Annotated in this window: 17 protein-coding genes and 1 riboswitch; of the genes, 8 read left to right on the plus strand and 9 right to left on the minus strand. The window is 74.2% G+C overall.

Annotation, left to right across the window (positions count from 1 at the left end):
- Positions 1-104: 104 nt before the first annotated feature.
- From LIX60_RS09990 to LIX60_RS10020, 7 genes are all read left to right on the plus strand, one after another.
- The gene (locus tag LIX60_RS09990; protein ID WP_227962699.1) at positions 105-875 is read left to right on the plus strand and encodes a GntR family transcriptional regulator; all 771 of its coding nucleotides are present in this window, start codon (positions 105-107) and stop codon (positions 873-875) included.
- Positions 876-1,107: 232 nt separating this feature from the next.
- Positions 1,108-3,315, plus strand: coding sequence for a carbon starvation CstA family protein (locus LIX60_RS09995; protein ID WP_308101164.1), 2,208 nt, complete (start codon positions 1,108-1,110; stop codon positions 3,313-3,315).
- Entirely contained in the window at positions 3,312-3,512 is a 201-nt protein-coding gene (locus LIX60_RS10000) for a YbdD/YjiX family protein (protein ID WP_227958117.1), read from the plus strand. The genes LIX60_RS09995 and LIX60_RS10000 overlap by 4 nt, the downstream gene beginning before the upstream one ends.
- Positions 3,513-3,805: 293 nt before the next feature.
- A riboswitch (cobalamin riboswitch) is annotated at positions 3,806-3,938 on the plus strand.
- Positions 3,939-4,080: 142 nt separating this feature from the next.
- Positions 4,081-6,594: a ribonucleoside-diphosphate reductase subunit alpha gene (locus LIX60_RS10005; RefSeq protein ID WP_227958118.1), complete on the plus strand. Its 2,514-nt coding sequence runs from the start codon at positions 4,081-4,083 to the stop codon at positions 6,592-6,594.
- A gap of 116 nt (positions 6,595-6,710) precedes the next feature.
- Positions 6,711-7,667, plus strand: coding sequence for a ribonucleotide-diphosphate reductase subunit beta (locus LIX60_RS10010; protein WP_265585290.1), 957 nt, complete (start codon positions 6,711-6,713; stop codon positions 7,665-7,667).
- Positions 7,668-8,200: 533 nt separating this feature from the next.
- Entirely contained in the window at positions 8,201-8,677 is a 477-nt protein-coding gene (locus LIX60_RS10015) for a hypothetical protein (protein WP_227958120.1), read from the plus strand.
- Positions 8,674-10,965, plus strand: coding sequence for a M48 family metalloprotease (locus LIX60_RS10020; protein WP_227958121.1), 2,292 nt, complete (start codon positions 8,674-8,676; stop codon positions 10,963-10,965). The genes LIX60_RS10015 and LIX60_RS10020 overlap by 4 nt, the downstream gene beginning before the upstream one ends.
- 168 nt (positions 10,966-11,133) lie before the next feature.
- Here LIX60_RS10020 and LIX60_RS10025 read toward each other — a convergent pair whose 3' ends face one another.
- From LIX60_RS10025 to LIX60_RS10065, 9 genes are all read right to left on the minus strand, one after another.
- Entirely contained in the window at positions 11,134-11,871 is a 738-nt protein-coding gene (locus LIX60_RS10025; protein ID WP_227958122.1) for a D-Ala-D-Ala carboxypeptidase family metallohydrolase, read from the minus strand.
- A 217-nt stretch (positions 11,872-12,088) separates the two neighbouring features.
- Positions 12,089-12,787 (minus strand): peptide deformylase, encoded by a 699-nt coding sequence (gene def / locus LIX60_RS10030; protein ID WP_227958123.1) that lies wholly within the window; start codon positions 12,785-12,787, stop codon positions 12,089-12,091.
- A 73-nt stretch (positions 12,788-12,860) separates the two neighbouring features.
- A complete protein-coding gene (locus LIX60_RS10035) occupies positions 12,861-13,850 on the minus strand; it encodes a tetratricopeptide repeat protein (protein WP_227958124.1) in 990 nt (329 codons plus the stop codon).
- A 278-nt stretch (positions 13,851-14,128) separates the two neighbouring features.
- Positions 14,129-15,556, minus strand: coding sequence for an HD domain-containing protein (locus LIX60_RS10040; RefSeq protein ID WP_227958125.1), 1,428 nt, complete (start codon positions 15,554-15,556; stop codon positions 14,129-14,131).
- Complete coding sequence (locus LIX60_RS10045; protein WP_227958126.1) at positions 15,553-17,037, minus strand: HD-GYP domain-containing protein; 1,485 nt, start codon at positions 17,035-17,037, stop codon at positions 15,553-15,555. Before LIX60_RS10045 ends, LIX60_RS10040 begins: the two co-directional genes overlap by 4 nt.
- A gap of 150 nt (positions 17,038-17,187) precedes the next feature.
- A complete protein-coding gene (gene rsrA / locus LIX60_RS10050; protein ID WP_227958127.1) occupies positions 17,188-17,571 on the minus strand; it encodes a mycothiol system anti-sigma-R factor in 384 nt (127 codons plus the stop codon).
- Positions 17,568-18,251, minus strand: a complete 684-nt coding sequence (locus tag LIX60_RS10055) for a sigma-70 family RNA polymerase sigma factor (RefSeq protein WP_019710128.1) — start codon at positions 18,249-18,251, stop codon at positions 17,568-17,570. Before LIX60_RS10055 ends, rsrA begins: the two co-directional genes overlap by 4 nt.
- 314 nt (positions 18,252-18,565) lie before the next feature.
- Positions 18,566-19,285, minus strand: a complete 720-nt coding sequence (locus LIX60_RS10060; protein WP_227958128.1) for an alpha/beta family hydrolase — start codon at positions 19,283-19,285, stop codon at positions 18,566-18,568.
- Between the two features lie 33 nt (positions 19,286-19,318).
- The gene (locus LIX60_RS10065) at positions 19,319-20,137 is read right to left on the minus strand and encodes an SOS response-associated peptidase (RefSeq protein ID WP_227958129.1); all 819 of its coding nucleotides are present in this window, start codon (positions 20,135-20,137) and stop codon (positions 19,319-19,321) included.
- 61 nt (positions 20,138-20,198) lie between these two features.
- Between LIX60_RS10065 and LIX60_RS10070 the strand changes: the two genes are divergently transcribed.
- Positions 20,199-20,957 (plus strand): M50 family metallopeptidase, encoded by a 759-nt coding sequence (locus LIX60_RS10070; protein ID WP_019710131.1) that lies wholly within the window; start codon positions 20,199-20,201, stop codon positions 20,955-20,957.
- Positions 20,958-20,974: the final 17 nt, after the last annotated feature.

The raw sequence follows: 20,974 nt of genomic DNA on the forward strand, positions 1-20,974 counted from the left end.
CGCACAGGGGCAGCGCACCGTGAACGCCGGACCGTGCCACGATGTGAGCCCTACGTACGGAGGAGCCGGTGACGGCAGCAGGCCAGGAGTCGGGAAGGCTGACGATGGAGACCGACGGGGGCGCCGAGAACGGCCCGGGCGGCACGGCGGGCACCGGGCGTCCCGCGCGGGTGCCCAAGTACTACCGGCTCAAGCGCCACTTGCTGGAGATGACCGAGACCCTGCCCCCGGGCAGCCCGGTCCCCCCGGAGCGCACGCTCGCCACCGAGTTCGACACCTCGCGCACCACGGTGCGTCAGGCCCTCCAGGAACTGGTCGTCGAGGGCCGGCTGGAGCGCATCCAGGGCAAGGGCACCTTCGTCGCCAAGCCCAAGGTCTCCCAGGCCCTCCAACTCACCTCCTACACCGAGGACATGCGGGCCCAGGGGCTGGAGCCCGCCTCGCAGCTGCTCGACATCGGCTACGTCACCGCCGACGACCGGCTCGCCGGGCTGCTCGACATCGCCACCGGCGACCGGGTGCTGCGGATCGAACGGCTCCGGCTGGCCAGCGGTGAGCCGATGGCCATCGAGACCACGCATCTGTCGGCCAAGCGCTTCCCCGCGCTCCGCCGCAGCCTGGTGAAGTACACCTCCCTCTACACCGCGCTGGCCGAGGTCTACGGAGTGCGCCCGGCCGAGGCCGAGGAGACGATCGAGACCTCGCTCGCCAGCCCGCGCGAGGCCGGCCTGCTGGGGACGGACGTCGGGCTGCCGATGCTGATGCTCTCCCGGCACTCCTTCGACGCGACGGGGGCGCCGGTGGAGTGGGTCCGCTCGGTGTACCGGGGCGACCGTTACAAGTTCGTCGCCCGTCTCCAGCGCCCCAAGAGCTGAGACGGGCCCGGGGGCCGCGGGTTCCGGGGGCTTCACGGGCCCGGTCATCACCGGCTGTCACCGGGTCGGGACGGCAGGGCGGAGAGTAACGGGCCATTCCGTCTGCCGGACTATGGTTTCCACAACGTGTCCGTACCGGTATGCAGGCGTAGTGACCACCGGCCGCGCGCTGCCCTAGATTTCCCTGCGCGTTACGCAGGAGATCCTTCCCGGAAAAAACGGAGACGCTCCCATGCCAGAGTCAGCATCCGCAGCCCCGCCCACCACCGCGAAACGCGGGATGACCCCCGGATCGATCGCGGTCTGGGCCGCTGTGGCCCTCGTCGGCGCGGCAGGCTGGGCCGTCCTCGCCCTCTCACGCGGCGAGGAGGTGTCGGCCGCCTGGATGGTCGCCGCCGCTCTCGGTTCCTATGCCATCGCCTACCGCTTCTACTCCCGGTTCATCGCCAACCGCGTCCTGAAGGCCGACAAGACCCGGGCCACCCCGGCGGAGCGGCTCGACAACGGTGTCGACTTCCACCCCACCGACCGGCGCGTACTGCTCGGCCACCACTTCGCCGCCATCGCCGGAGCCGGCCCGCTGGTGGGCCCCGTGCTGGCGGCGCAGATGGGCTACCTCCCCGGCACCATCTGGATCATCGTCGGCGTGATTTTCGCCGGCGCGGTCCAGGACATGGTGACGCTGTTCTTCTCCATGCGCCGGGACGGCAAGTCGCTGGGGCAGATGGCCCGGGAGGAGATCGGCCCGTTCGGCGGCGCCGCGGCGCTGATCGCCATCTTCGCCATCATGATCATCCTGCTGGCGGTGCTGGCGCTCGTCGTCGTCAACGCCCTGGCGCACTCGCCGTGGGGCACCTTCTCCATCGCGATGACGATCCCGATCGCCTTCTTCATGGGCTTCTACCTGCGGGTGCTGCGCCCGGGCCGGGTGACCGAGGTGTCGGTCATCGGTGTGGCGCTGCTGCTGCTCGCGATCATCTCCGGGAGCTGGGTCGCCGAGTCCTCCTGGGCGGAGACCTTCACCCTGCAGCCCGGCACCCTGGTGATCTGGCTCGTGGTCTACGGCTTCTTCGCCTCGGTGCTGCCGGTGTGGATGCTGCTGGCCCCTCGTGACTACCTGTCCACCTTCATGAAGATCGGCACGATCGTCCTGCTGGCCCTCGGGGTGGCGTTCGCCCTGCCGACCCTGAAGATGCCCGCGGTCACCGAGTTCGCGAGCTCGGGCGCCGGCCCGGTCTTCGCCGGCTCACTCTTCCCGTTCGTCTTCATCACCATCGCCTGCGGCGCGCTCTCCGGCTTCCACGCCCTGGTCTCCTCGGGCACCACCCCGAAGATGATCCAGAAGGAGACCCAGGTCCGCATGATCGGCTACGGCTCCATGCTGATGGAGTCCTTCGTGGCGATCATGGCCCTGGTGGCCGCGTCCATCATCGACCCCGGCCTCTACTTCGCGATGAACTCGCCGGCCGGCCTGATCGGCGACTCGGTGCAGTCCGCCTCCGAGGCGGTCGCGAACCTCGGCTACACCATCTCCCCCGGCGATCTGGCGGCGGCCGCCGCGGCGGTGGAGGAGGACTCCCTGCTGTCGCGGACCGGTGGTGCCCCGACGCTGGCCGTCGGTATGGCGGAGATCTTCTCCTCGGTCTTCGGCGGCGCCGGGATGAAGGCCTTCTGGTACCACTTCGCCATCATGTTCGAGGCGCTGTTCATCCTCACCACGGTGGACGCCGGTACCCGCGTCGGCCGGTTCATGCTCCAGGACATGCTCGGCAACGTCTACAAGCCCTTCCGGGACGTCAGCTGGAAGCCGGGGGCCTGGATCGCGAGCGCGGTCGTCGTCGGCCTCTGGGGCTACTTCCTCTGGGTCGGCGTCCACGACCCGCTGGGCGGCATCTACCAGCTCTTCCCGCTGTTCGGTATCGCCAACCAGCTGCTGGCGGCCGTCGCGCTGGCCGTCGCCACCACGCTGCTCGTCAAGTCCGGACGGCTCAAGTGGGCCTGGGTCACCGGTGTCCCGCTGGCCTGGGACGTGGTGGTGACCTTCACGGCGAGCTGGCAGAAGATCTTCTCGGGTGACCCGAAGATCGGCTTCTTCACACAGCGCTCCATCTACCAGGAGGCCATCGAGGACGGCAAGGTGCTGCCGCCCGCCAAGGACATGGGCGACATGCACACCGTCGTCACCAACGCGACGGTGGACGGCGTCCTCTCCGTCCTCTTCCTCCTGCTGGTCATCGTGGTACTCGTCGACGCCGGGCGGGTATGCGTCAAGGCGATCCGCAATCCCGCGCAGGCCAAGCTGGAGGAGGTGCCCTACGTGGAGTCGAAGCTCGTGGCCCCGGCCGCTCTGTGGCCCACCAAGGAGGAGAAGGCCGAACTCGTCGCGGCCGGCGCCGGCACGGACGGCAAGGAGAGCACCGGCACGGGGAGTTCCTCGTGAGCTCCGCGCTCAGGGAGAAGGCCGCCAGGATCCGCTTCCTCTGGCGGGAGGCGACCGGGGAGGCCACCTACGACCGGTACGTCGCCCACGCACGGAAGTGCGATCCGGACGCGGAGGTGCTGAGCCGCCGCGAGTTCGAGAAGCAGCGCGTGGACGGCCGTGAGGCCGACCCCCGCGAGGGCTTCCGCTGCTGCTGACGCCCACGCCACCGCTCCGGCGGAACCGCCCGAACGACCCGATGGCCCCGGCCCCGCGCCGGGGCCATCGGCGTGCCCGGGGGGCGCGCCGGGGTGCGCCCCCCGGGCCGCCGGGCGCACGCCACTCCGGTGCGCGGAGGATTTTTCCGGGATCCCGAACGGGAACACCCGCCCTTCCCGGCGGCCCGGTTCCCGCTCCCCGCGCACTCCGGGGGCGGCCCCGGACGTGTTCCCCTGCAAAGCGCCCCCGTGCGCCGGGATACACAACATCTAGTGCCGCTCGCGGAAAGCGACACAAGATGTATGCTCATGCTCGCTGACGCGCCAGGGGAATCCGGTGCGAATCCTGAACTGTCCCGCAACGGTGTGAAGGCGGCTTTCGCCTGCCTTCGAGTCCGAGCGCCTGCCGTCGGCCACGTCCGGCTCGACCGAGCCGGCGTCGATTCCGTCCGGGCTCCGGGGATTGGGCCGGTGGACGTCGCGCGGTCTTCCGCCCCTCCGGGCGGACGGGGGCCGCACGCGCCCCGCGCTCCGCCCCGCGGCCCCGCCGAGCGAGGGAGAGTTCTCCGTGACCATCGCGCCCGCCGATCCCGCATCAGCCGACAGCGGCGGCACAGCGACCGCCGGCCGGGACGCCCCCGGTACCGCGCTGCTGCGCCTCCTCACCGGGCTGACGGCCGATCTGCCCGCCGCCGACCCGGGCCGGGTGGCCGCCGCCGCGCTGCGCGGCCGCGAACCCGGCGCGGACGAGGCCGCGTTGCGCGAGCTGGCGACGGAGGCCGCGGCCGGGCTGATCTCCGAGGACCCGGTGTACTCGCGGCTGGCGGCCCGACTCCTCAGCCGTGCCATCGCGGACGAGGCGGCCGGCCAGGGCGCGGTCTCCTTCCCGGACTCGATCGCGGCCGGCCACCGGGAGGGCCTGATCGCCGACCGCACCGCCGCCTTCGTCCGCGAGCACGCGGCACGGCTGGACACCCTGGTGGAGACGTCGCTCGCCGACGGCGCCGACGACCGCTTCGGCTACTTCGGGCTGCGGACCCTGTACAGCCGCTACCTGCTGCGGCATCCGGTGAGCCGTCAGGTCGTCGAGACCCCGCAGCACTTCCTGCTCCGGGTGGCCTGCGGGCTGGCCGCAGACGACTCGCGCGCGGCCGTGGACGAGGTCGCCTCGCTCTACCGGCTGATGAGCCGGCTGCACTATCTCCCCAGCTCCCCCACCCTCTTCAACTCCGGCACCCGGCACCCGCAGATGTCCTCCTGCTATCTGCTGGACTCCCCGCTCGACGAACTGGACTCCCTCTACGAGCGCTACCACCAGGTCGCCCGGCTCTCCAAGCACGCGGGCGGCATCGGCCTGCCGTTCAGCCGGATCCGCTCCCGGGGCGCCCTGATCCGCGGCACCAACGGCCACTCCGGCGGGATCGTCCCGTTCCTGCGCACGCTCGACTCCTCCGTCGCCGCCGTCAACCAGGGCGGCCGGCGGAAGGGCGCGGCCTGCGTCTACCTGGAGCCCTGGCACGCCGACATCGAGGAGTTCCTGGAGCTGCGGGACAACACCGGCGAGGAGGCCCGCCGCACGCACCACCTCAATCTGGCCAACTGGATCCCGGACGAGTTCATGCGCCGGGTCGAGGCCGACGCCGAGTGGTCGCTCTTCTCCCCCTCCGACGTGCCCGCGCTGCCGGACCTGTGGGGCGCCGAGTTCGACGCGGCGTACCGCCGGGCCGAGGAGGCCGGGCTCGCCGTCCGGCGGCTGCCCGCGCGGCAGTTGTACGCCCGGATGATGCGCACGCTCGCGCAGACCGGCAACGGCTGGATGACGTTCAAGGACGCCGCCAACCGGACCGCGAACCAGACCGCCGAGCCCGGCAAGGTCGTCCACTCCTCGAATCTCTGCACCGAGATCCTGGAGGTCACCGACGACGGGGAGACCGCCGTCTGCAATCTCGGGTCGGTCAACCTCGCGGCCCATGTCGCGGCGGACGCCGGTCCCGGTGAGGCCGCGGTGGCGGAGGCGATGGACTGGGAGCGGCTGGACGCCACCGTCCGCACCGCCGTCGCCTTCCTCGACCGGGTCGTGGACATCAACTTCTACCCCACCCCGCAGGCCGCCGCCTCCAACCGGCGCTGGCGCCCGGTCGGACTCGGGGTAATGGGGCTGCAGGACGTCTTCTTCCGGCTGCGGCTGCCGTTCGACTCCCCCGCGGCGGCCCGGCTCTCCACCGAGATCTCCGAGCGGATCATGCTCGCGGCCTACGAGGCCTCCTGCGCTCTCGCCGGGCGGCACGGCCCGCACCCGGCCTGGTCCTCCACCCGCGCCTCGCGCGGCGTGCTCCACCCCGACCACTACGGCGTCCGGCCCCGGTGGCCGGAGCGGTGGGAGGCGCTGCGGGCCCGGATCGCCGCCACGGGGCTGCGCAACTCCCTGCTGCTCGCCATCGCCCCGACCGCGACGATCGCCTCCATCGCCGGGGTGTACGAATGCGTCGAGCCGCAGGTGTCGAACCTCTTCAAGCGCGAGACCCTCTCGGGTGAGTTCCTGCAGGTCAACACCTACCTGGTGGCGGAGCTCAAGGAGCTCGGCCACTGGAACGCGCGGACCCGCGAGGCGCTCCGCGACGGCAACGGCTCCGTCCAGGCGCTGGACCGGCTCCCGGCCGGGCTGCGGGACCGCTACCGCACCGCCTGGGAACTGCCGCAGCGGGCGCTGATCGACATGGCCGCGGCCCGCACGCCGTATCTGGACCAGAGCCAGTCGCTCAATCTCTTCATGGCCTCGCCGACCATCGACAAGCTCAGCTCGATGTACGCCTACGCCTGGAAGAAGGGCCTCAAGACCACCTACTACCTGCGGTCGCGCCCGGCCACCCGGATCGCGCGGGCCGCCGGTTCCGCCGACGCGGCGACCGCGCCGCCGGACCCCGTACCCGCCCCCGTCCCCGTCCCGGCGCACCGCCCCGGCTCCGCCGCCGTTCCCGCCCCCTCTCCCGCTCATGCTCCCGCTCCGGCGGAGCAGGCGGCCGGCGGGGACGCGGCCGCCTGCTCCCTGGAGAACCCCGAGTCCTGCGAGGCCTGCCAGTGACCACCGAAGCGACACCGACCACCACCACCGCGGCAGCCCCGGCCGCCTCCGGCACCGGAGCGGCACCGGCCGCCCGGAACCTGCTCGACCCGGGCTTCGAACTGACCCTGCGCCCGATGCGCTATCCGGGCTTCTACGAGCGCTACCGCGACGCGATCCGGAACACCTGGACCGTGGAGGAGGTCGACCTCCACTCCGACCTGGCGGACCTCGCCCGGCTCTCCCCCGGCGAGCGCCATCTCATCGGGCGGCTCGTCGCCTTCTTCGCCACCGGGGACTCGATCGTCGCCAACAATCTCGTGCTCACGCTCTACCGGCACATCAACTCCCCCGAGGCGCGGCTCTACCTCTCCCGTCAGCTGTTCGAGGAGGCGGTGCACGTCCAGTTCTATCTGACGCTGCTGGACACCTACCTCCCCGACCACGACGACCGCGCCGCCGCCTTCGCAGCCGTGGAGAACATCCCCTCGATCCGCGAGAAGGCCGAGTTCTGCTTCCGGTGGATGGACTCGGTGGAGAAGCTGGACCGGCTGGAGAGCAGGGACGACCGGCGGCGCTTCCTGCTCAACCTGATCTGCTTCGCCGCCTGCATCGAAGGGCTGTTCTTCTACGGGGCCTTCGCCTATGTCTACTGGTTCCGCTCCCGAGGGCTGCTGCACGGGCTGGCGACCGGCACCAACTGGGTGTTCCGCGACGAGTCCCTGCACATGGACTTCGCCTTCTCGGTCGTCGACACCGTCCGCGAGGAGGAGCCGGACCTCTTCGACGAGGAACTGGCCGGCCGGGTCACGGCGATGCTGGAGGAGGCGGTCGAGGCGGAACTGCAGTTCGCCCGTGATCTCTGCGGGGAGGGGCTGCCGGGCATGAACACCGATTCGATGCGCGAGTATCTGCGGTGCGTCGCCGACCAGCGGCTGCGCCGGCTCGGGCTGCCGGTCCGCTACGGGGCGCGGAACCCGTTCTCCTTCATGGAACTGCAGGGAGTGCAGGAGCTGACCAACTTCTTCGAACGCCGGCCGTCGGCCTACCAGGTCGCGGTGGAGGGGTCCGTCTCCTTCGACGACGACTTCTAGGCCCAACGCCGCGCGGCAGCCTTCTGACCACATGCGTGAGAAGGGGCCTGCGAACTCCGGCGCAACCGGTCATGTTCGGCAATATCCAGTCAGTCCCCGCCTCCCGCTTTGGCAACCGGCCGGTGGGGGCAACCTACCGTTCTATGCTCCCTGTCCCGGTCTCCCCGGCGCTTGTCCCGGTTGCCGTTCTCCGGAGCCGCGATTCCTGCGGGGCCCGGCCGCCCCGGCCGGGGCAGCCGGGGCAGCCGGGGCAGCCGGGGCGGAGCAAGGATCCGGGGCGGAGAGGAGCACGGGGGATGCGATGGCCGCGACGTGGCGGTGTCGGTGCAGGGTGGAGACGGGGCGGGAGGCGATCCCGCTTACCGCAGCCCGAGCACAGCCCGCAGGAGTGGGCCGCCGTCGCGGCTATCGCCCGGGAGGCATCGGGCCGGGCCTGTCCCGGAGAGCGGGAATTCTTCGGAGACATACTCACCGCGTACAGGAAGAACCCGAGGAAGGCCGCCCGGGGCGGCGCCCTGCGCCCCCCGGTGGGCATGGGAGTGGACCTGGCTCTGGGGTCACCCCAAGTGCTCTGGCTGGTGTCGCTGCTGGTCTCGGCCGTGGCGGGCAAGATGGCAGAACACACCGTCAACGGGCTGAGCCGCGTCACCCGGCAGCGGCTGATGCCGCTGCTGCGCCGTCGCGGCCGCGGCACCGCGGAGGGCCGGACGGGCTCCGAGCCCGGGGCCGGGGGCTCCGGGCCGGATGACGGCGGGCAGGGACTCGGCGCCGAGGAGCGGCGCGAGGTCCGGGCGCTGCTCGAAGCCGGGGCGGCGGACCTGGGGGTCCCCCAGCCCACCGCCGAACGGTATGTGAACGCCGTCATGGAGGCGTTGGGCGGCCACAGCGGCACCGGCGACGCCGGCGACAGCCGCCCCGAGGACACCCCGCGAAGCGGCGGTCGCGACGGCGGCGGAGGAGAGAGCGACCCGGACGACAGCGGTGCCGGCACGGCCGGAAGCCCCGGGTGAGCGCCCCGTCGGAGGCGCCCGGCCGGGAAGCGGAGCCGGGAGGGTCCCCGGAAGCCCGGTCGGACTCCACCTCCTACCCCTCCCCCGGCCGGGGACGGTACGTGCTCCTGCTGCTCGTCCTGCTGCTGGCCGGCGGATACGCGGGCCGCGTGCTCTTCGTCGGCCTCCGGGGCAGCGCCCCCGCGCGGGCCTTGGAGCAGTGCTCGGCCGTATACGAACGGGAGGCCCCGGCGGGGCCGCAGTCCGACCCCCGGCGTTCGGCGGCCGCGCTCGCGCGCCTGCAGGAATGCACGGCCGACGTAGAACAGGAGATGGACGTCTTCGTGGTGGCGGGCGCCGCGGTGACGCTCGCGCTCGGTCTGCTGCTGATGCGGCTGCTGCCCCTGCTGCTCGCCCGCCGCGCCGGACCGCTCGTCCCCGCGCCGCCCGGCTGGAGCGACCTGGCCGCCGAGGCCGCGCGTGAGCTGGGGCTCCGGCGGGCACCGGAAGTCCTGCGCGGCGGGCTGCGGTTGCGGGAGGCGTTCGCCTACGCCCACCACGGCCGGGCCCGGATCGTCCTGCCGCCGGGGGCCGCGGGTCTGCCGCCCGGGCAACGCGCGGCCCTCATACGGCACGAGACGGCACATGTCGCCGCCGGAGACATCACCCTGGCCTGGCTGACGCGCGGCGTCCGCTGGGCGGTGCTCGCCGTGCTGGTGGTCCCGGTCCTCCATGTACTGGTCAGCGCGCTGCCGTCCACCGGCGGCGCGTCGTCGCTCTCCTCACTGCCGGCCATCCTGCCGGGGATGCTGTGGAAAATATTCACCTCCCCCTTCTATCTCGACTACGGGCTGCGGGCCGTGCTGCTCCTGGGCACGGCCGCCGTGGTCGCGGCCGCTCTGCTGCGACGCCGCGAGTACGAGGCGGATCTCCGGTCCGTCCACGGCCGGCCGACCGAGGCCCTGCAGGCCCTGCTCACCGACCGGGCGGACTCCTCCGGACGGTGGTGGCACCGCCCCTTCGCCCTGCATCCGGCCCCCGCACGGAGACTGGCCGCCGTACGCCACCCCCACCGCATCCTGCGGAGTTCGGTCGCGGGGACGGCGGCGGTCGGCCTGCTGGTGGGCATGTTCCTCCCCGCACTGGAAGCCGCGTTGCCGCAGGGGCCCCATCGCCTGCTCCCGTGGGGAGACCAGCTGCACACGGCCGCGGTGCCGGCCGGGCTCGCCCTGGCCGCGGCCTGGGGAGTACCGCTGTGGACGGGGGTCCTGGCCGGCCGGGCTGCCGGCCGGCCGCCGGGAACCCGCCGGCTGCTCCTCGCCCTGCCGGCCGGGCTTCTCCTCGGACTGCTGGCGCAGCTGTGGGCCACCGGGCTCGTCCGGACGACGGGACCGTTCGGCCTGTGGAGCACCCTGGTGACCGTCCCGGTGGCCGTCGCCGGTGCGGCGGGGTGCAGCCTCGTCCTGGCGCGGCTCCGGGCCGGCGGGCGCCCTGCGGGCCGCTTGACGGGCCGGGACCGGCTGGTGGCCACCGCGGTCAACCTGGCCCTGTTCACCGGGGCGTTCTGGGCAGGGCGGGACACCGCCTTGTTCTTTCACATTTTCGGCAGTTCACCGGCGGGCGGCGGCTGGACGGTCTGGTGGAACGGGTTCAACGCTGCCGCGATGTTCACCGGCCGCGAGACCGTGGTCGCCGCCGCGCTGGCCGTCCTGGCGTTCCTGGCCTGGCGCTGGAGCGTCCGCGTCGGCCCCGGGGGCGCTCCGGCGGCGCCGGGCCGCGGCGTGGGCGCCGCCTTCCTCCCGGTCGCGGTCGTCCCGGCGGTCCTCGGGGCCGCGGTCGGCGCGATCGCCGCGCGCTGGACCGTTCCGCCGGCCGAGCGAACCGGAGGCTACGGCCTGGCCGACGGTCTCCTCGACCTGTGGGTGATCTCCTCGGCCGGTGTGGCCTGCCTCGTGACGCTCGTCCTGCTGACCGGCTCCGCCGGGCTGGCCACGGCCGTCGCCGCGGCACCGCCGGCTTCCCTCCTGGTGTCCCTGGCGGTGTGGGGCCGGTACCTCACCACCTGGCCACAGCCCTGGGTCGCCCTGCATACCCTGGCGATCAGGCCGCTGGCCCTGCTCGCCGTGATCCTGCTCACCGTGGGGCTGCCGCTGGCGTCGCTGAGCGCCCGCCGCGGACCGGTGCGGCGCGCCGTCGCGCTCCGGGTGGCCCCGGCCCTGTCCCTGGTGATCGCCGCGTCGCTCACCGCCGTTGTGCAACGGTCCCCGGAGCTGGCCTTCGCCTATCTGAACACGCTGGACGGCGGTTGAGCCACCGCGGTGCCGGGCGGTGGGAGTTCACCGGCAGCGGGTACCCGGTGACCCGCGCCGGCACCGGCCGGACCCGCCGCTCGGGGGCCCCGGCACAGGCCGCTCCGTCCGCGGGGAGCGGACGGAGCGGCCGGGCGCCGGTCCCGCCGGGGCGGGGACGAGAGCGCGTCAGATACCGCACCTCGACGCGGACCAGAACCGGTTCGACCGGTGGGCGACGTGGGTGTGGTCGTCGTGCCCCTGGTAGCCCGGGCCGAGGATCTCCCGGAAGCCGTGGTTGCGGGCGGCCTTGGCCAGGGTGCACAGGGAGTGCGGGGAGACACCCAGGTCGGCCGCGTCACCGTAGAGGTGGCGGCTGCTGGCGGAGCCGCCGGCGGCGTTGTTGCAGGCGGTGGAGCGGAAGCCGCTGGTCACCCGGATCGGCTGGTCGCCGAGTGCGTGCCGCATCGCCTCCAGCTTCCACATGGTGCGCAGCGCGTTGGACTTGGCGGTGGCGGCGCTGACCGCGCCGCCGGCCCAGCTGCTGTTGCACTGGTTGAGCTCGCTGTACGAGAAGTGGGCCGGTGTGCAGTCGTTGTCCTGCAGCGCGTAGATCTTGCTGAACGTCGCGGGGCCGGCGACGCCGTCCGCGGCCAGCCCGTACGCGGCCTGGAAGCGCTTGACCGCGGCCGCGGTCGCCGGTCCGTACGAGCCGTCGATGGCCAGGACGCCGCCGGTGCCGGGGTAGCCGGCGACGCGGATCTGCAGCTGGCTGACGTCGGCGCCCGAGGCACCCTGGGAGAGGGTGCGGGACCACGTGTAGCAGCTGTCGGCCTGCGCGGTCCCGGCCGTGGCGAGCGCCCCGGCGGTCAGACCGGTCATGACCATGACAAAGGCAACCAGGAGCCGTGCGACACGTCTGATCACAAGTGCCTCCAACGAGTGGGGGATTCGGTACGGAAGAGACTGACGGTACGGTCGACGCGCGTCAACCGTACGGAAGTCGAACAGAAAGCGGCGGAATCGTCATCACGACTCCGCCGCCTCGGCAAACGCGGGGTCCGGTCAACTCCCGGAAATTTCCCGGGAGTCACCGGCGTGGAAGGGCCCGGGGAGGCGGCGGCCGGCCGCCGCACCGCCGTGGTCAGTCGTTCGGCACCGTCTCGTAGCGCGGTGTGCCCTCGGCCATCTGCCGCAGGGCCTCCTTGCGGTCCCGCTTCGACAGCCGGTCGATGTAGAGATAGCCGTCGAGGTGGTCCGTCTCGTGCTGGAGGCAGCGCGCGAAGTAGCCGGTGCCGCGGACCACGATCGGCTTGCCCTGGGCGTCCTGGCCGCGGCAGACCGCGTAGTCCGGGCGCGCCAGCGGGGCGTAGGCGGTCGGGACGGACAGACAGCCCTCGTTGGACTCGTCCAGCACCCGGCGCTCGGCCGGCAGTTCCTCGATGACCGGGTTGCAGATGGCGCCGACGTGGCGCACGCCGTCGTCGTCCGGGCAGTCGTAGACGAACACCCGCAGGTCCACGCCGATCTGATTGGCCGCCAGGCCCACGCCCTCCGCCGCGCGCTGGCTGGCGAACATGTCGTCGATCAGCTGCGCGAGCTTGTCGTCGAACTCGGTGACGTCCTGGCACCGGCGGTGCAGCACCGGATTGCCCACCACGGTGATCGGGCGGGCCGTGCCCCGCTCGCGGTGCGCCCGCTCGCGCTCCTCGGCGCCGGCCGTGTCGTCGGAGAACTCCAGGCCCTCCCCGGACTCCAGGTCCTCCCCGGACTCCGCGGGCTCCGGAGCCTCCGCGGCCGGTGTCCCCTCCGCCGTCTGCCGTGCGCTGTCCTGCTGGGCCATGTCCGCCGTACGCCTTCCCTGAAGAACCCTCGTGGTGCTGCCCGTACAGGGTACGGGCACCGGGGAGGGCCGTTCAGCAGACCTCTTCGAGATCCCGCCAGGCGCGGGTGTCCGGGCTGTCGGCGACCCAGCCGTCGAGGAGGCCGCGGACCAGCCCGGGAGGCGCGGCTATGCCGCACTCGCGCTCCGCGACCCAGCGGTCACCCGCGGTGCGGTGGCCCAGCGGGCCCGGATGGCCCGGGACGCTGTGGTCGTGCGGGTCCAGATGCTCCCCGTCGCCCTCCGCGCTCGGCATCCGGCTCTCGGAACAGGTGCGGCAGAGCAGCCGCACCGAGGAGGACCAGTCCTCGGCGGCGAACCCGGCGTCCGCGGCCAGCCGCTCCAGGGCGTCCCGGTCGGCCTCGGCCGCCGCCTCCAGCAGCACCACCCAGGTCGGCACCGGGGACGGCGCCCACAGCTCGATCTCGTCGAAGACGGGGTACGAGGGCCCGGCCGCGGTCAGCCGCTCACCGCGCGGGACGCCGTCGTGCAGGACGACCTCGCCCCAGCGGCGCCCGGAGGACGGCAGCGGGATGCTCAGCACCTCGATCCGCGCCGGGTCCAGCCGGCGGCCCCACACGACCTCGGCCTCGCCCTCCGGCGACAGCCTTACGGCGGCGCTGCCCAGCTCCATGCCCACCGGCTCACCGGCGGGGGCGTCCGCGCCCTGGTCGCCGCGGACCCGGAGCCCGTACGCCTGCCAGGCGCGGCGGGCCAGCGGCCAGTCCTGCAGGGCGGTGGCGGCGATGCCGACGTTCCACCAGTCCGGGGCGCCGGCGTCCCGGTCCAGCAGGGCGACCGCGCGCAGGCCGGCCGTGCGCGCCTGCTCCCAGTCGTGCCGGAACTTGTGCAGCAGGGCCAGGTTGAACCAGGACTCGGAGAGCCAGGGCTCCATGTCCGCGGCGCGCGTCAGCAGCGCTCCCGCGTCCTCGTACCGGCCGTCGCCGATCAGCGTGAAAGCGCGGTCGGTCGCCTGCCGCCAGGAGGCGGAGGGCCGGTTCCGTACCTTGCCGAAGATCTTCACGATTCCCGCCTGCCGGTTCGCTCCGTGTCCTTCTGCCCTGCTCCAGCCGGCCCGGGGCCGGATGCGGTGCGCGAAGCACCGGGGACGCGTCTTCCTCCCTGAGGACAACCTGCCACACTTCGGCCGTCGCCTCAGCCCGGATATCGGCGCCCACCACAGCTCTTTGCCGCGCGGACGGCCTCCGAATCCCTCTGGGCCGCATCCAACCATGCCCGCCGGGGTGCCCGCGCCACGGCCCCGTTCCCGCCCTCCCCGGCGCTCCCCGGCGCTCCGCCGCCCTACCGCCCGGGCTCCCCGCCCCGGTCCGCCGGGGCCCGGCCCGCCGGCCGCGAGGGCCCCGCACCGCCGCGGGAGAGCACCCGGGCCAGCGCGTCGACGACCCGGGGTTCGTACTCCTCCCCGTCGTCCCGCCGGAGCCGGTCCAGCGCCTCGGCGCCGGCGGGACGGCCGGCGCCGTCCGTCAGATCGTCGTAGGCGTCGACGGCCCGGATGATGCGGGTGGGCAGCGGCTGCTCCGGGCACGGGTCCGCCTGCCGCTCGACGACCACGGCCACCTCGGGCGGCACCCCGGTCTGCCGGACGACCGCGCCGCCGAGCCGGGCGATCCGGCGGCGGTCCTCGGCCGGGAGCTCCCCCGCCCCGCCGGGCGCGGGGTCCGGGAGGGAGAGCCGGCCGACGTCGTGCAGCAGCGCGGCGTACTCGACGACGTCCAGCTCGGGCCCGGAGAGCCCCAGTTCGCGTCCGACGTCCCGGCTGAGCGCGGCGACCCGGCGGGCGTGGCCCACGGGGACGCAGCCGGCGATCTCGGTGGCGCGGGCGAGGGAGGCGATGGTCTGGCGGCAGGTGGCCCGGACCTCCTCGTAGCGGCGGTAGGCGTACAGGGCCGGCAGCAGCGGCAGGCAGAAGGCGGGCAGCGCCCACAGGCCGGCGACGTCCACGGCCGGGGCCAGCAGGGCGCCGGTGCCGCAGACCGCCGCCGCGGGGCCCGCCCGCGCCCGCGGCTCGTCACGGAACCGCGTCCCGGACGGGCCTGCACGCCGGGAGCGGGCCGACACGGCACGGAGCGCGGTGTCGCACTGCGCGGTGAGGACCGCGGCGAGCAGCAGGTACAGCGCCCGGCCCGGCCCGCCGCCGGTCCAGACGGGCAGTGCCTCCGGGTGGGACAGCGGCTGGACGCAGCAGGCGGCGAAGCCGGCGGTCAGCACCCGGCGGGCCAGCCGGTCCCGGGCGTGCCGGGCGTCCTCGGCGGCCCGGGCATCCCCGGCGGCCTTGGCGGCCTTGGCGGCCCGGGCGTCCTCGGCGCCCCGCCCGCCCCGGCCGCCGTCGCCGCAACGGGCGGACAGCACCGCACCGGCCGGGCGGGCCAGCCCGGCCAGCCCGGCCACGAGGACGACCGCGACGGTCTGGAGGACCCCGGGGCCGTCCGGGCCGCCGGGGTCCCCGGCCGCCGGGCCCAGGAACGCGTAGCCCACCGCGCCGGCGGCGGCCAGCGGCGCGGGGCCGCGCCGGTCCGGCCCGCAGCGGAGGAGCTCCCCGGCGGCGATCAGCGCGCCGAAGGCGAACGCGGTGCGCGGGCCCGTGACGCCCTGGGCGAGCGTCCGTCCGAGCGCCCCGGCCGCCAGCAGCGCGGCCGCCGCCAGAAGGAGAACGGCCCCGGCCCCCGGGCGCGCGGCCCGGGGCTCCGGGGCCGCTCCGCCGGGGCTCACCGGGCGACACCTCCGTGCGGGCCGCGGCCCGGTCCCGGCCGCTCCCCCGCTCCGGGCGTCTCCCGCGCCTCCGTCCGGCCGCCGGACGCCGCCGTGCGCGACGGGGGCAGGCCCCCGCCGCGTCCCGGCCGCGCCTCGTGGTGCGCCGCGGCCGCCGGGTGCCAGCCATGCCGTTCCAGCGCCCGGCAGAGGGCCCGCACCATGCGCGGGTCGAACTGGGATCCGGCGCAGCGGCGGAGCTCCGCGACGGCCTCAACGACCGGCCGGGCCCGCCGGTAGGAGCGGGTGGAGGTCATGGCGTCGAAGGCGTCGGCGACCGCGACGACCCGCGCCGATTCGGGGATCCCGTCGCCGCTCAGCCCGTACGGATAGCCGCGCCCGTCCAGCCGCTCGTGGTGGTGGAGAATCGCGGCGCGCGCCTCCTCCAGGAAGGCGATCCCGCGCACCATCTCGTCCCCGTACTCGGGGTGGAGCTGGATGAGGCGGCGCTCCTCGGGCGTCAGCGGTCCGTCCTTGCGCAGCAGCCGGGTGGGGACGCCGATCTTGCCGACGTCGTGCAGCACGCCGGCGAAGCGCAGGGCCTCCAGCCGGTCACCGGCCAGGCCGAGTTCACGCGCGATCAGGACGGAGGCGCGGCCGACCCGCTCGCTGTGGCCGCGGGTGTAGTGGTCCTTGATGCCGACGGCCTGGACGAGGGCGCGGATGGTGGCCTGGTGGGCGGTGTGCTCGTGGTGGTACCGGGCGAGCACCCAGCCGGAGAGCGACATCGGCAGCAGCGCGGCCGCCGCCGTGACGGGGCCGTACGGGCTGTGCCACAGGGCCGCGGCGAGCAGCCCGGCCGGGCCGTGCAGGAGATGGGGCGGCAGGGTGCGCGGCAGGTCCCGGGAGGCGTCGCGGGCCGGCAGTCCCTCGGCCGTGACGAGGATGCCCCAGTCCAGCAGGGCGAGCACCAGGCAGTAGGCGCCGGCGCCGGCGGCCGCGGGGAGCAGGGCGCCGGGGACGTCACCGGCCCCGAGGGGCGCGCCGGCCGGGTCGCCGGCGGCTCGCGCGTGGACGTGGGCCGCTGCGCAGGTGGCGAGGGAGAGCCGTACGGCGTTCCAGAGGCGGCGGAGCCCCACCGGCCGCCGCTCCACCCGGCCGGCGAGCGCGCCGGGCACGGGGACGAGGGCCGCGGCGGCGGGCGGCAGCAGAAACGCTCCGGCCAGCAGGACCGGCGCGAAGCTTCCCCCGGCGGACGGACGGCCCGTCCGCACACCGCCACCGCCCGGCGCGGCCGCGCGCCCGGTGGCGCCGGGGAACGGCGGGAAGCCGGGAAAGGGGAGCCGGGCGAGCCCGCCGCAGAGGGCGTACAGGGCGGCGAGCAGGGCCGCCGCCGCCCAGGGTGTGCGGGCCCCGGGGAGCAGCGCGGGGGCGGCGGACACCGCGGCGGCGAGCGTGACGCAGAACAGATACGCGCGCGCCCCCCGTGGCACCACTCGCATGGAGCGTCCTCCCGCCGGTCCCGCGCCCACGGCTCCGTGGGCGCGTCAGACCGGTGAGGATAGGACGGCGGACGCCGCGAGGCGGGGGGTTCGGCGGATCGAAGGGGCCCGGGAGACCCCGATTCGTCCCTTCGGGTGAATCGGGGTCCGTCAGGCCGAATCGGCGCGGGCGGCGGCCGCGGAGGAGTCCGTCTCCCGGGGGGCCTCGGCGGTGCCGCAGGACCCGGGATCGCGCTCGGCGGGCCGGCGTTCCATCACCGGCTTCTCCGGGACGGCCTGGCCGGAGCGGACCAGTTCGATCCGGCCCATGACCTTCGAGCGGAGGTCGGTGGGCACGTCGTCATGGCCGCAACAGCGCTTGACGAGCTTCTTCACGGCCTGCTCCAGGCCGTACTTCTCCAGGCACGGCGAGCACTCGTCGATGTGCGTCTCGAACTTGGCGCGGTCCCCGGCCGGCATTTCCTGGTCGAGAAACTCGTACAGGTGGTCGAGAATCTCCGAGCAGTCGATCTCGTGCGGATTGCCGCAGCTCATGAGCCCGAGCCTTTCGAATCGTGCGACTCGCCCGGCGCAGCACCTGCACCGGCGGGGACGAGCCCGCGCTCACGGGCGTAGTCCTCCAGCAGGCCGCGCAGCTGGCGGCGGCCGCGGTGGAGCCGCGACATCACGGTTCCTATGGGTGTCCCCATGATGTCCGCGATCTCCTTGTACGCAAACCCCTCGACATCCGCGAGATAGACCGCGATGCGGAACTCCTCGGGGATGGCCTGGAGGGCCGACTTCACGTCCGAGTCGGGCAGCCGGTCGAGCGCCTGCGACTCGGCGGAGCGCAGACCGGTGGACATGTGCGACTCGGCGCGGGCGAGCTGCCAGTCCTCGATCTCCTCGGCGGCGCTGCGCTGGGGTTCGCGCTGCTTCTTCCGGTACGAGTTGATGAAGGTGTTGGTGAGAATGCGGTACAGCCACGCCTTGAGGTTGGTGCCCTCGCGGAACTGGTGGAAGGAGCCGTACGCCTTGGCGTAGGTCTCCTGCACGAGGTCCTCGGCGTCCGCCGGGTTGCGGGTCATGCGCAGCGCGGCGGAGTACATCTGGTCGAGGAACTGAAGGGCGTCCCGTTCGAAGCGGGCGTTGCGCTCCTCCGCCGTCTCGGCCGTACGACTGTCCTCGGCGCGGCCGTCTTCGGCCCCTGCGTCGGTCCCGGTGACCGGACCCACCTCCTCCAGCGACGTGGCGGATCCGGATGCGGACCCGCTCGAATCGGAGGATAGACGACGATGCCCTCCTGCCGCGGCTCCGGAGGGTGCGGGCAGCGTGATGCGCGACCACGTGGCTGTGCCGGTCTGCGGGCGCGCGGGGCACTGCGTCGAACCCATGGAGAGGACTCCCTCGCTGAGGCGGTGACCGGCGGGCGGCCGGTCTGTGCGGACCTCCTCCAGAACACGGGCCTCCGGCGCCGCATTCCCGGGCCGCCCTCCCTGTGGCGCGGCGGTCTTCCCCGGCGGCGCGGCCGGTCTCCCCCCGCGCGCCCCTACACCGTCGCCGGCGGCCCCTCCGGCAGCCGGTCGAGCCAGCCGGCGACGGCCCCCGTGAGGATGTCGAGGGCCCCTTCCTGGGGGACCTCCGCCTTCTTCGGCACCGCGAAGCCGTGGTCGCCGCCGGGCACCGCGGCGATCTCCGTCCCGGGCGGGAACTCCTCCGGGCGGCCGAACGGGTCCCTGGTCCCCTGGACGACGAGCACCGGCACCCCGGCTCCGGTCAGCTCCTCCGCGCGGGACTTCTCCGGCCGGCCGGGCGGGTGCAGCGGGAAGGCCAGCGCCAGTACGGCGTGGGCCCCGAGCGTCCGCGCCGTACGGCAGGCGACGCGCGCTCCCGCGCTGCGTCCGCCCGCGACGACCGGCCGGCCGGGGGCGGCCAGCGCGGGCCGGAGCGCGGTCCAGGCGGCGTCGAGGGTCTTCGGGGCGGGGGCGAGCTTCTTGCCCGCCACCCGCCAGGGCTGTTCGACCAGCGCCACGGTGATGCCGCGGGCCGGCAGCGCGGCGGCCAGCGCCCGCAGGTCGCGCGCCTCGATGCCGCCGCCGGCGCCGTGCCCGAGCGCGAGGACGAGCCGGGGGTCGGGAGCCGGGTGCCAGGTGACGCGGGCGTCACCGGCGGGGGTGGGGACGGTCGTGGTACCGGTGGTCCGGGTGGTGCCGGCCCGCTGTCCGCCGGGTGCCGTGGCCGGGGTCCCGGCCGGGGTGTCTGCTGCCATACCGCCATCCTCCCCGGCCGGCCCGCTCCCGCGTCAGAAGAGGGTCTCCTCCTCGGGCGCGTCGAGCTCCTTCAGCAGCTCCGGGCCGTTGTTGCGGACGTTGCTGACCTCGGTCGGCACCGGGAAGGCCCGGACGGTGCCGGGCGGGGGCGGGGCGAGCAGTTCGCGCAGCCGGTCCGGGTCGGTGGTGCGCGGGTCCAGCCAGGCGTCCCAGCGGTCGGCGGGCAGCGCGAGCGGCATCCGGGGGTGGATGTCGGCCAGCGCCCGGGGTCCGCTCCCGCCGCGGGCCCCCGGGAGCGGGGTGGTCTCGGCCTCCGTGGTGAGCACCGTGCACGTCACCCACCAAGCCCGGGGGTGGTCGTCGGGCAGGGTGCGGTCCCGCCAGAACTCGTACAGTCCGGCCATCGCCATCACGGAGCCGTCCACGGGGGTCACGAAGTACGGCTGCTTGCGCGGCCGCTTCTTGCGGCCCTTCTCCTCCAGCTCCCGCTCGGCGGCCCCGGTCGTCCACTCGTAGTAGCCGTCGGCCGGGACCAGGCAGCGCCGGGAGGTGAAAGCGCGGCGGTAGGCGGGCTTCTCGTGGACCGTCTCCGCGCGGGCGTTGATCATCCTCGCGGCGCCGTCCGGGCTCTTCGCCCAGGACGGGACGAGCCCCCAGCGCAGCGTCCGCAGCTGCCGGACGGGGTCGGGGGCCTCCGCCTCCTTGTCCGGGCGTTCCAGGACCGCGTAGACGGTCTTGGTCGGGGCGATGTTGTAGTCGGGCGCGAGGGTCTCCGACGGGTCCCACTTCGCCACCCCGAAGGTGTCCACGAGTTCCGCCGGGTTCCGGCTTGCTGCGTATCGGCCGCACATGAGTGCCAGACTGCCACGACGCACCGACATCACCGCAAGCACACCGAGGGACCGCTGCCCGATGGACATAACCAGCCCCGGCGATCTGTGGGATCGCGTCACCGGCTCCCAGCCCGACCCGGCCTCCTGGCTGGTGCTCGCGACGGCGGCCGTCGCGCTGGCGGCCGTGCTGTGGCGGCCGGTCTGGCAGGTCGCGCGGAACGCCGTGACCATCGCCCACGAGGGCGGCCACGGGCTGGTCGCGCTGCTCACGGGCCGCCGGCTCGACGGCATCCGGCTCCACTCGGACACCTCCGGGCTGACGGTCTCCCGGGGGAAGCCCACCGGCGCCGGCATGATCCTCACCGCCGCCGCGGGCTACACCGCGCCCTCCCTGCTGGGGCTCGGCGGCGCCTGGCTGCTGGCGGCGGGGCACATCACCGCGCTGCTCTGGGGTGCGACGGGGCTGCTCGCCGTGATGCTGGTGATGATCCGCAACGCCTACGGGGTGCTGACCGTCCTGGTCACCGGCGCCCTCTTCTTCTGCGTCTCCTGGCTGACCGGTCCGGACGTCCAGGCGGTCTTCGCCTACGGCGTCGTGTGGTTCCTGCTGCTCGGCGGGGTACGGCCGGTCTTCGAACTCCAGGCCAAGCGGCGCCGGTACGGCAGGCGCGGGCTGCCGTTCGGCACCGGCGGTACGGCGGCGGGCGGGGCACCGGACTCCGACGCGGACCAGCTCGCACGGCTGACGCACGCGCCGGCGGCGGTGTGGCTGTTCCTCTTCCACACCGTCACCCTCTGCTCGCTGACCGGCGGCGGGCGCTGGCTGCTGGGACTGTGACCGCAGGTACGGACCGG

It is taken from the genome of Streptomyces sp. S07_1.15 (genome assembly GCF_020739505.1).
Lineage (GTDB): Bacteria > Actinomycetota > Actinomycetes > Streptomycetales > Streptomycetaceae > Streptomyces > Streptomyces xinghaiensis.

Bases quoted from the DNA above. Each gene is read 5' to 3' on its own strand.
- rsrA (WP_227958127.1), bottom strand. From the start codon at position 17,571: ATGAGCTGCGGCAATCCGCACGAGATCGACTGCTCGGAGATTCTCGAC.
- def (WP_227958123.1), bottom strand. From the start codon at position 12,787: ATGGCCCAGCAGGACAGCGCACGGCAGACGGCGGAGGGGACACCGGCC.
- LIX60_RS09995 (WP_308101164.1), top strand. From the start codon at position 1,108: ATGCCAGAGTCAGCATCCGCAGCCCCGCCCACCACCGCGAAACGCGGG.
- LIX60_RS10010 (WP_265585290.1), top strand. From the start codon at position 6,711: ATGCGCTATCCGGGCTTCTACGAGCGCTACCGCGACGCGATCCGGAAC.
- LIX60_RS10045 (WP_227958126.1), bottom strand. From the start codon at position 17,037: ATGCGAGTGGTGCCACGGGGGGCGCGCGCGTATCTGTTCTGCGTCACG.
- LIX60_RS10065 (WP_227958129.1), bottom strand. From the start codon at position 20,137: ATGTGCGGCCGATACGCAGCAAGCCGGAACCCGGCGGAACTCGTGGAC.
- LIX60_RS10015 (WP_227958120.1), top strand. From the start codon at position 8,201: ATGGGAGTGGACCTGGCTCTGGGGTCACCCCAAGTGCTCTGGCTGGTG.
- LIX60_RS10070 (WP_019710131.1), top strand. From the start codon at position 20,199: ATGGACATAACCAGCCCCGGCGATCTGTGGGATCGCGTCACCGGCTCC.
- LIX60_RS09990 (WP_227962699.1), top strand. From the start codon at position 105: ATGGAGACCGACGGGGGCGCCGAGAACGGCCCGGGCGGCACGGCGGGC.
- LIX60_RS10060 (WP_227958128.1), bottom strand. From the start codon at position 19,285: ATGGCAGCAGACACCCCGGCCGGGACCCCGGCCACGGCACCCGGCGGA.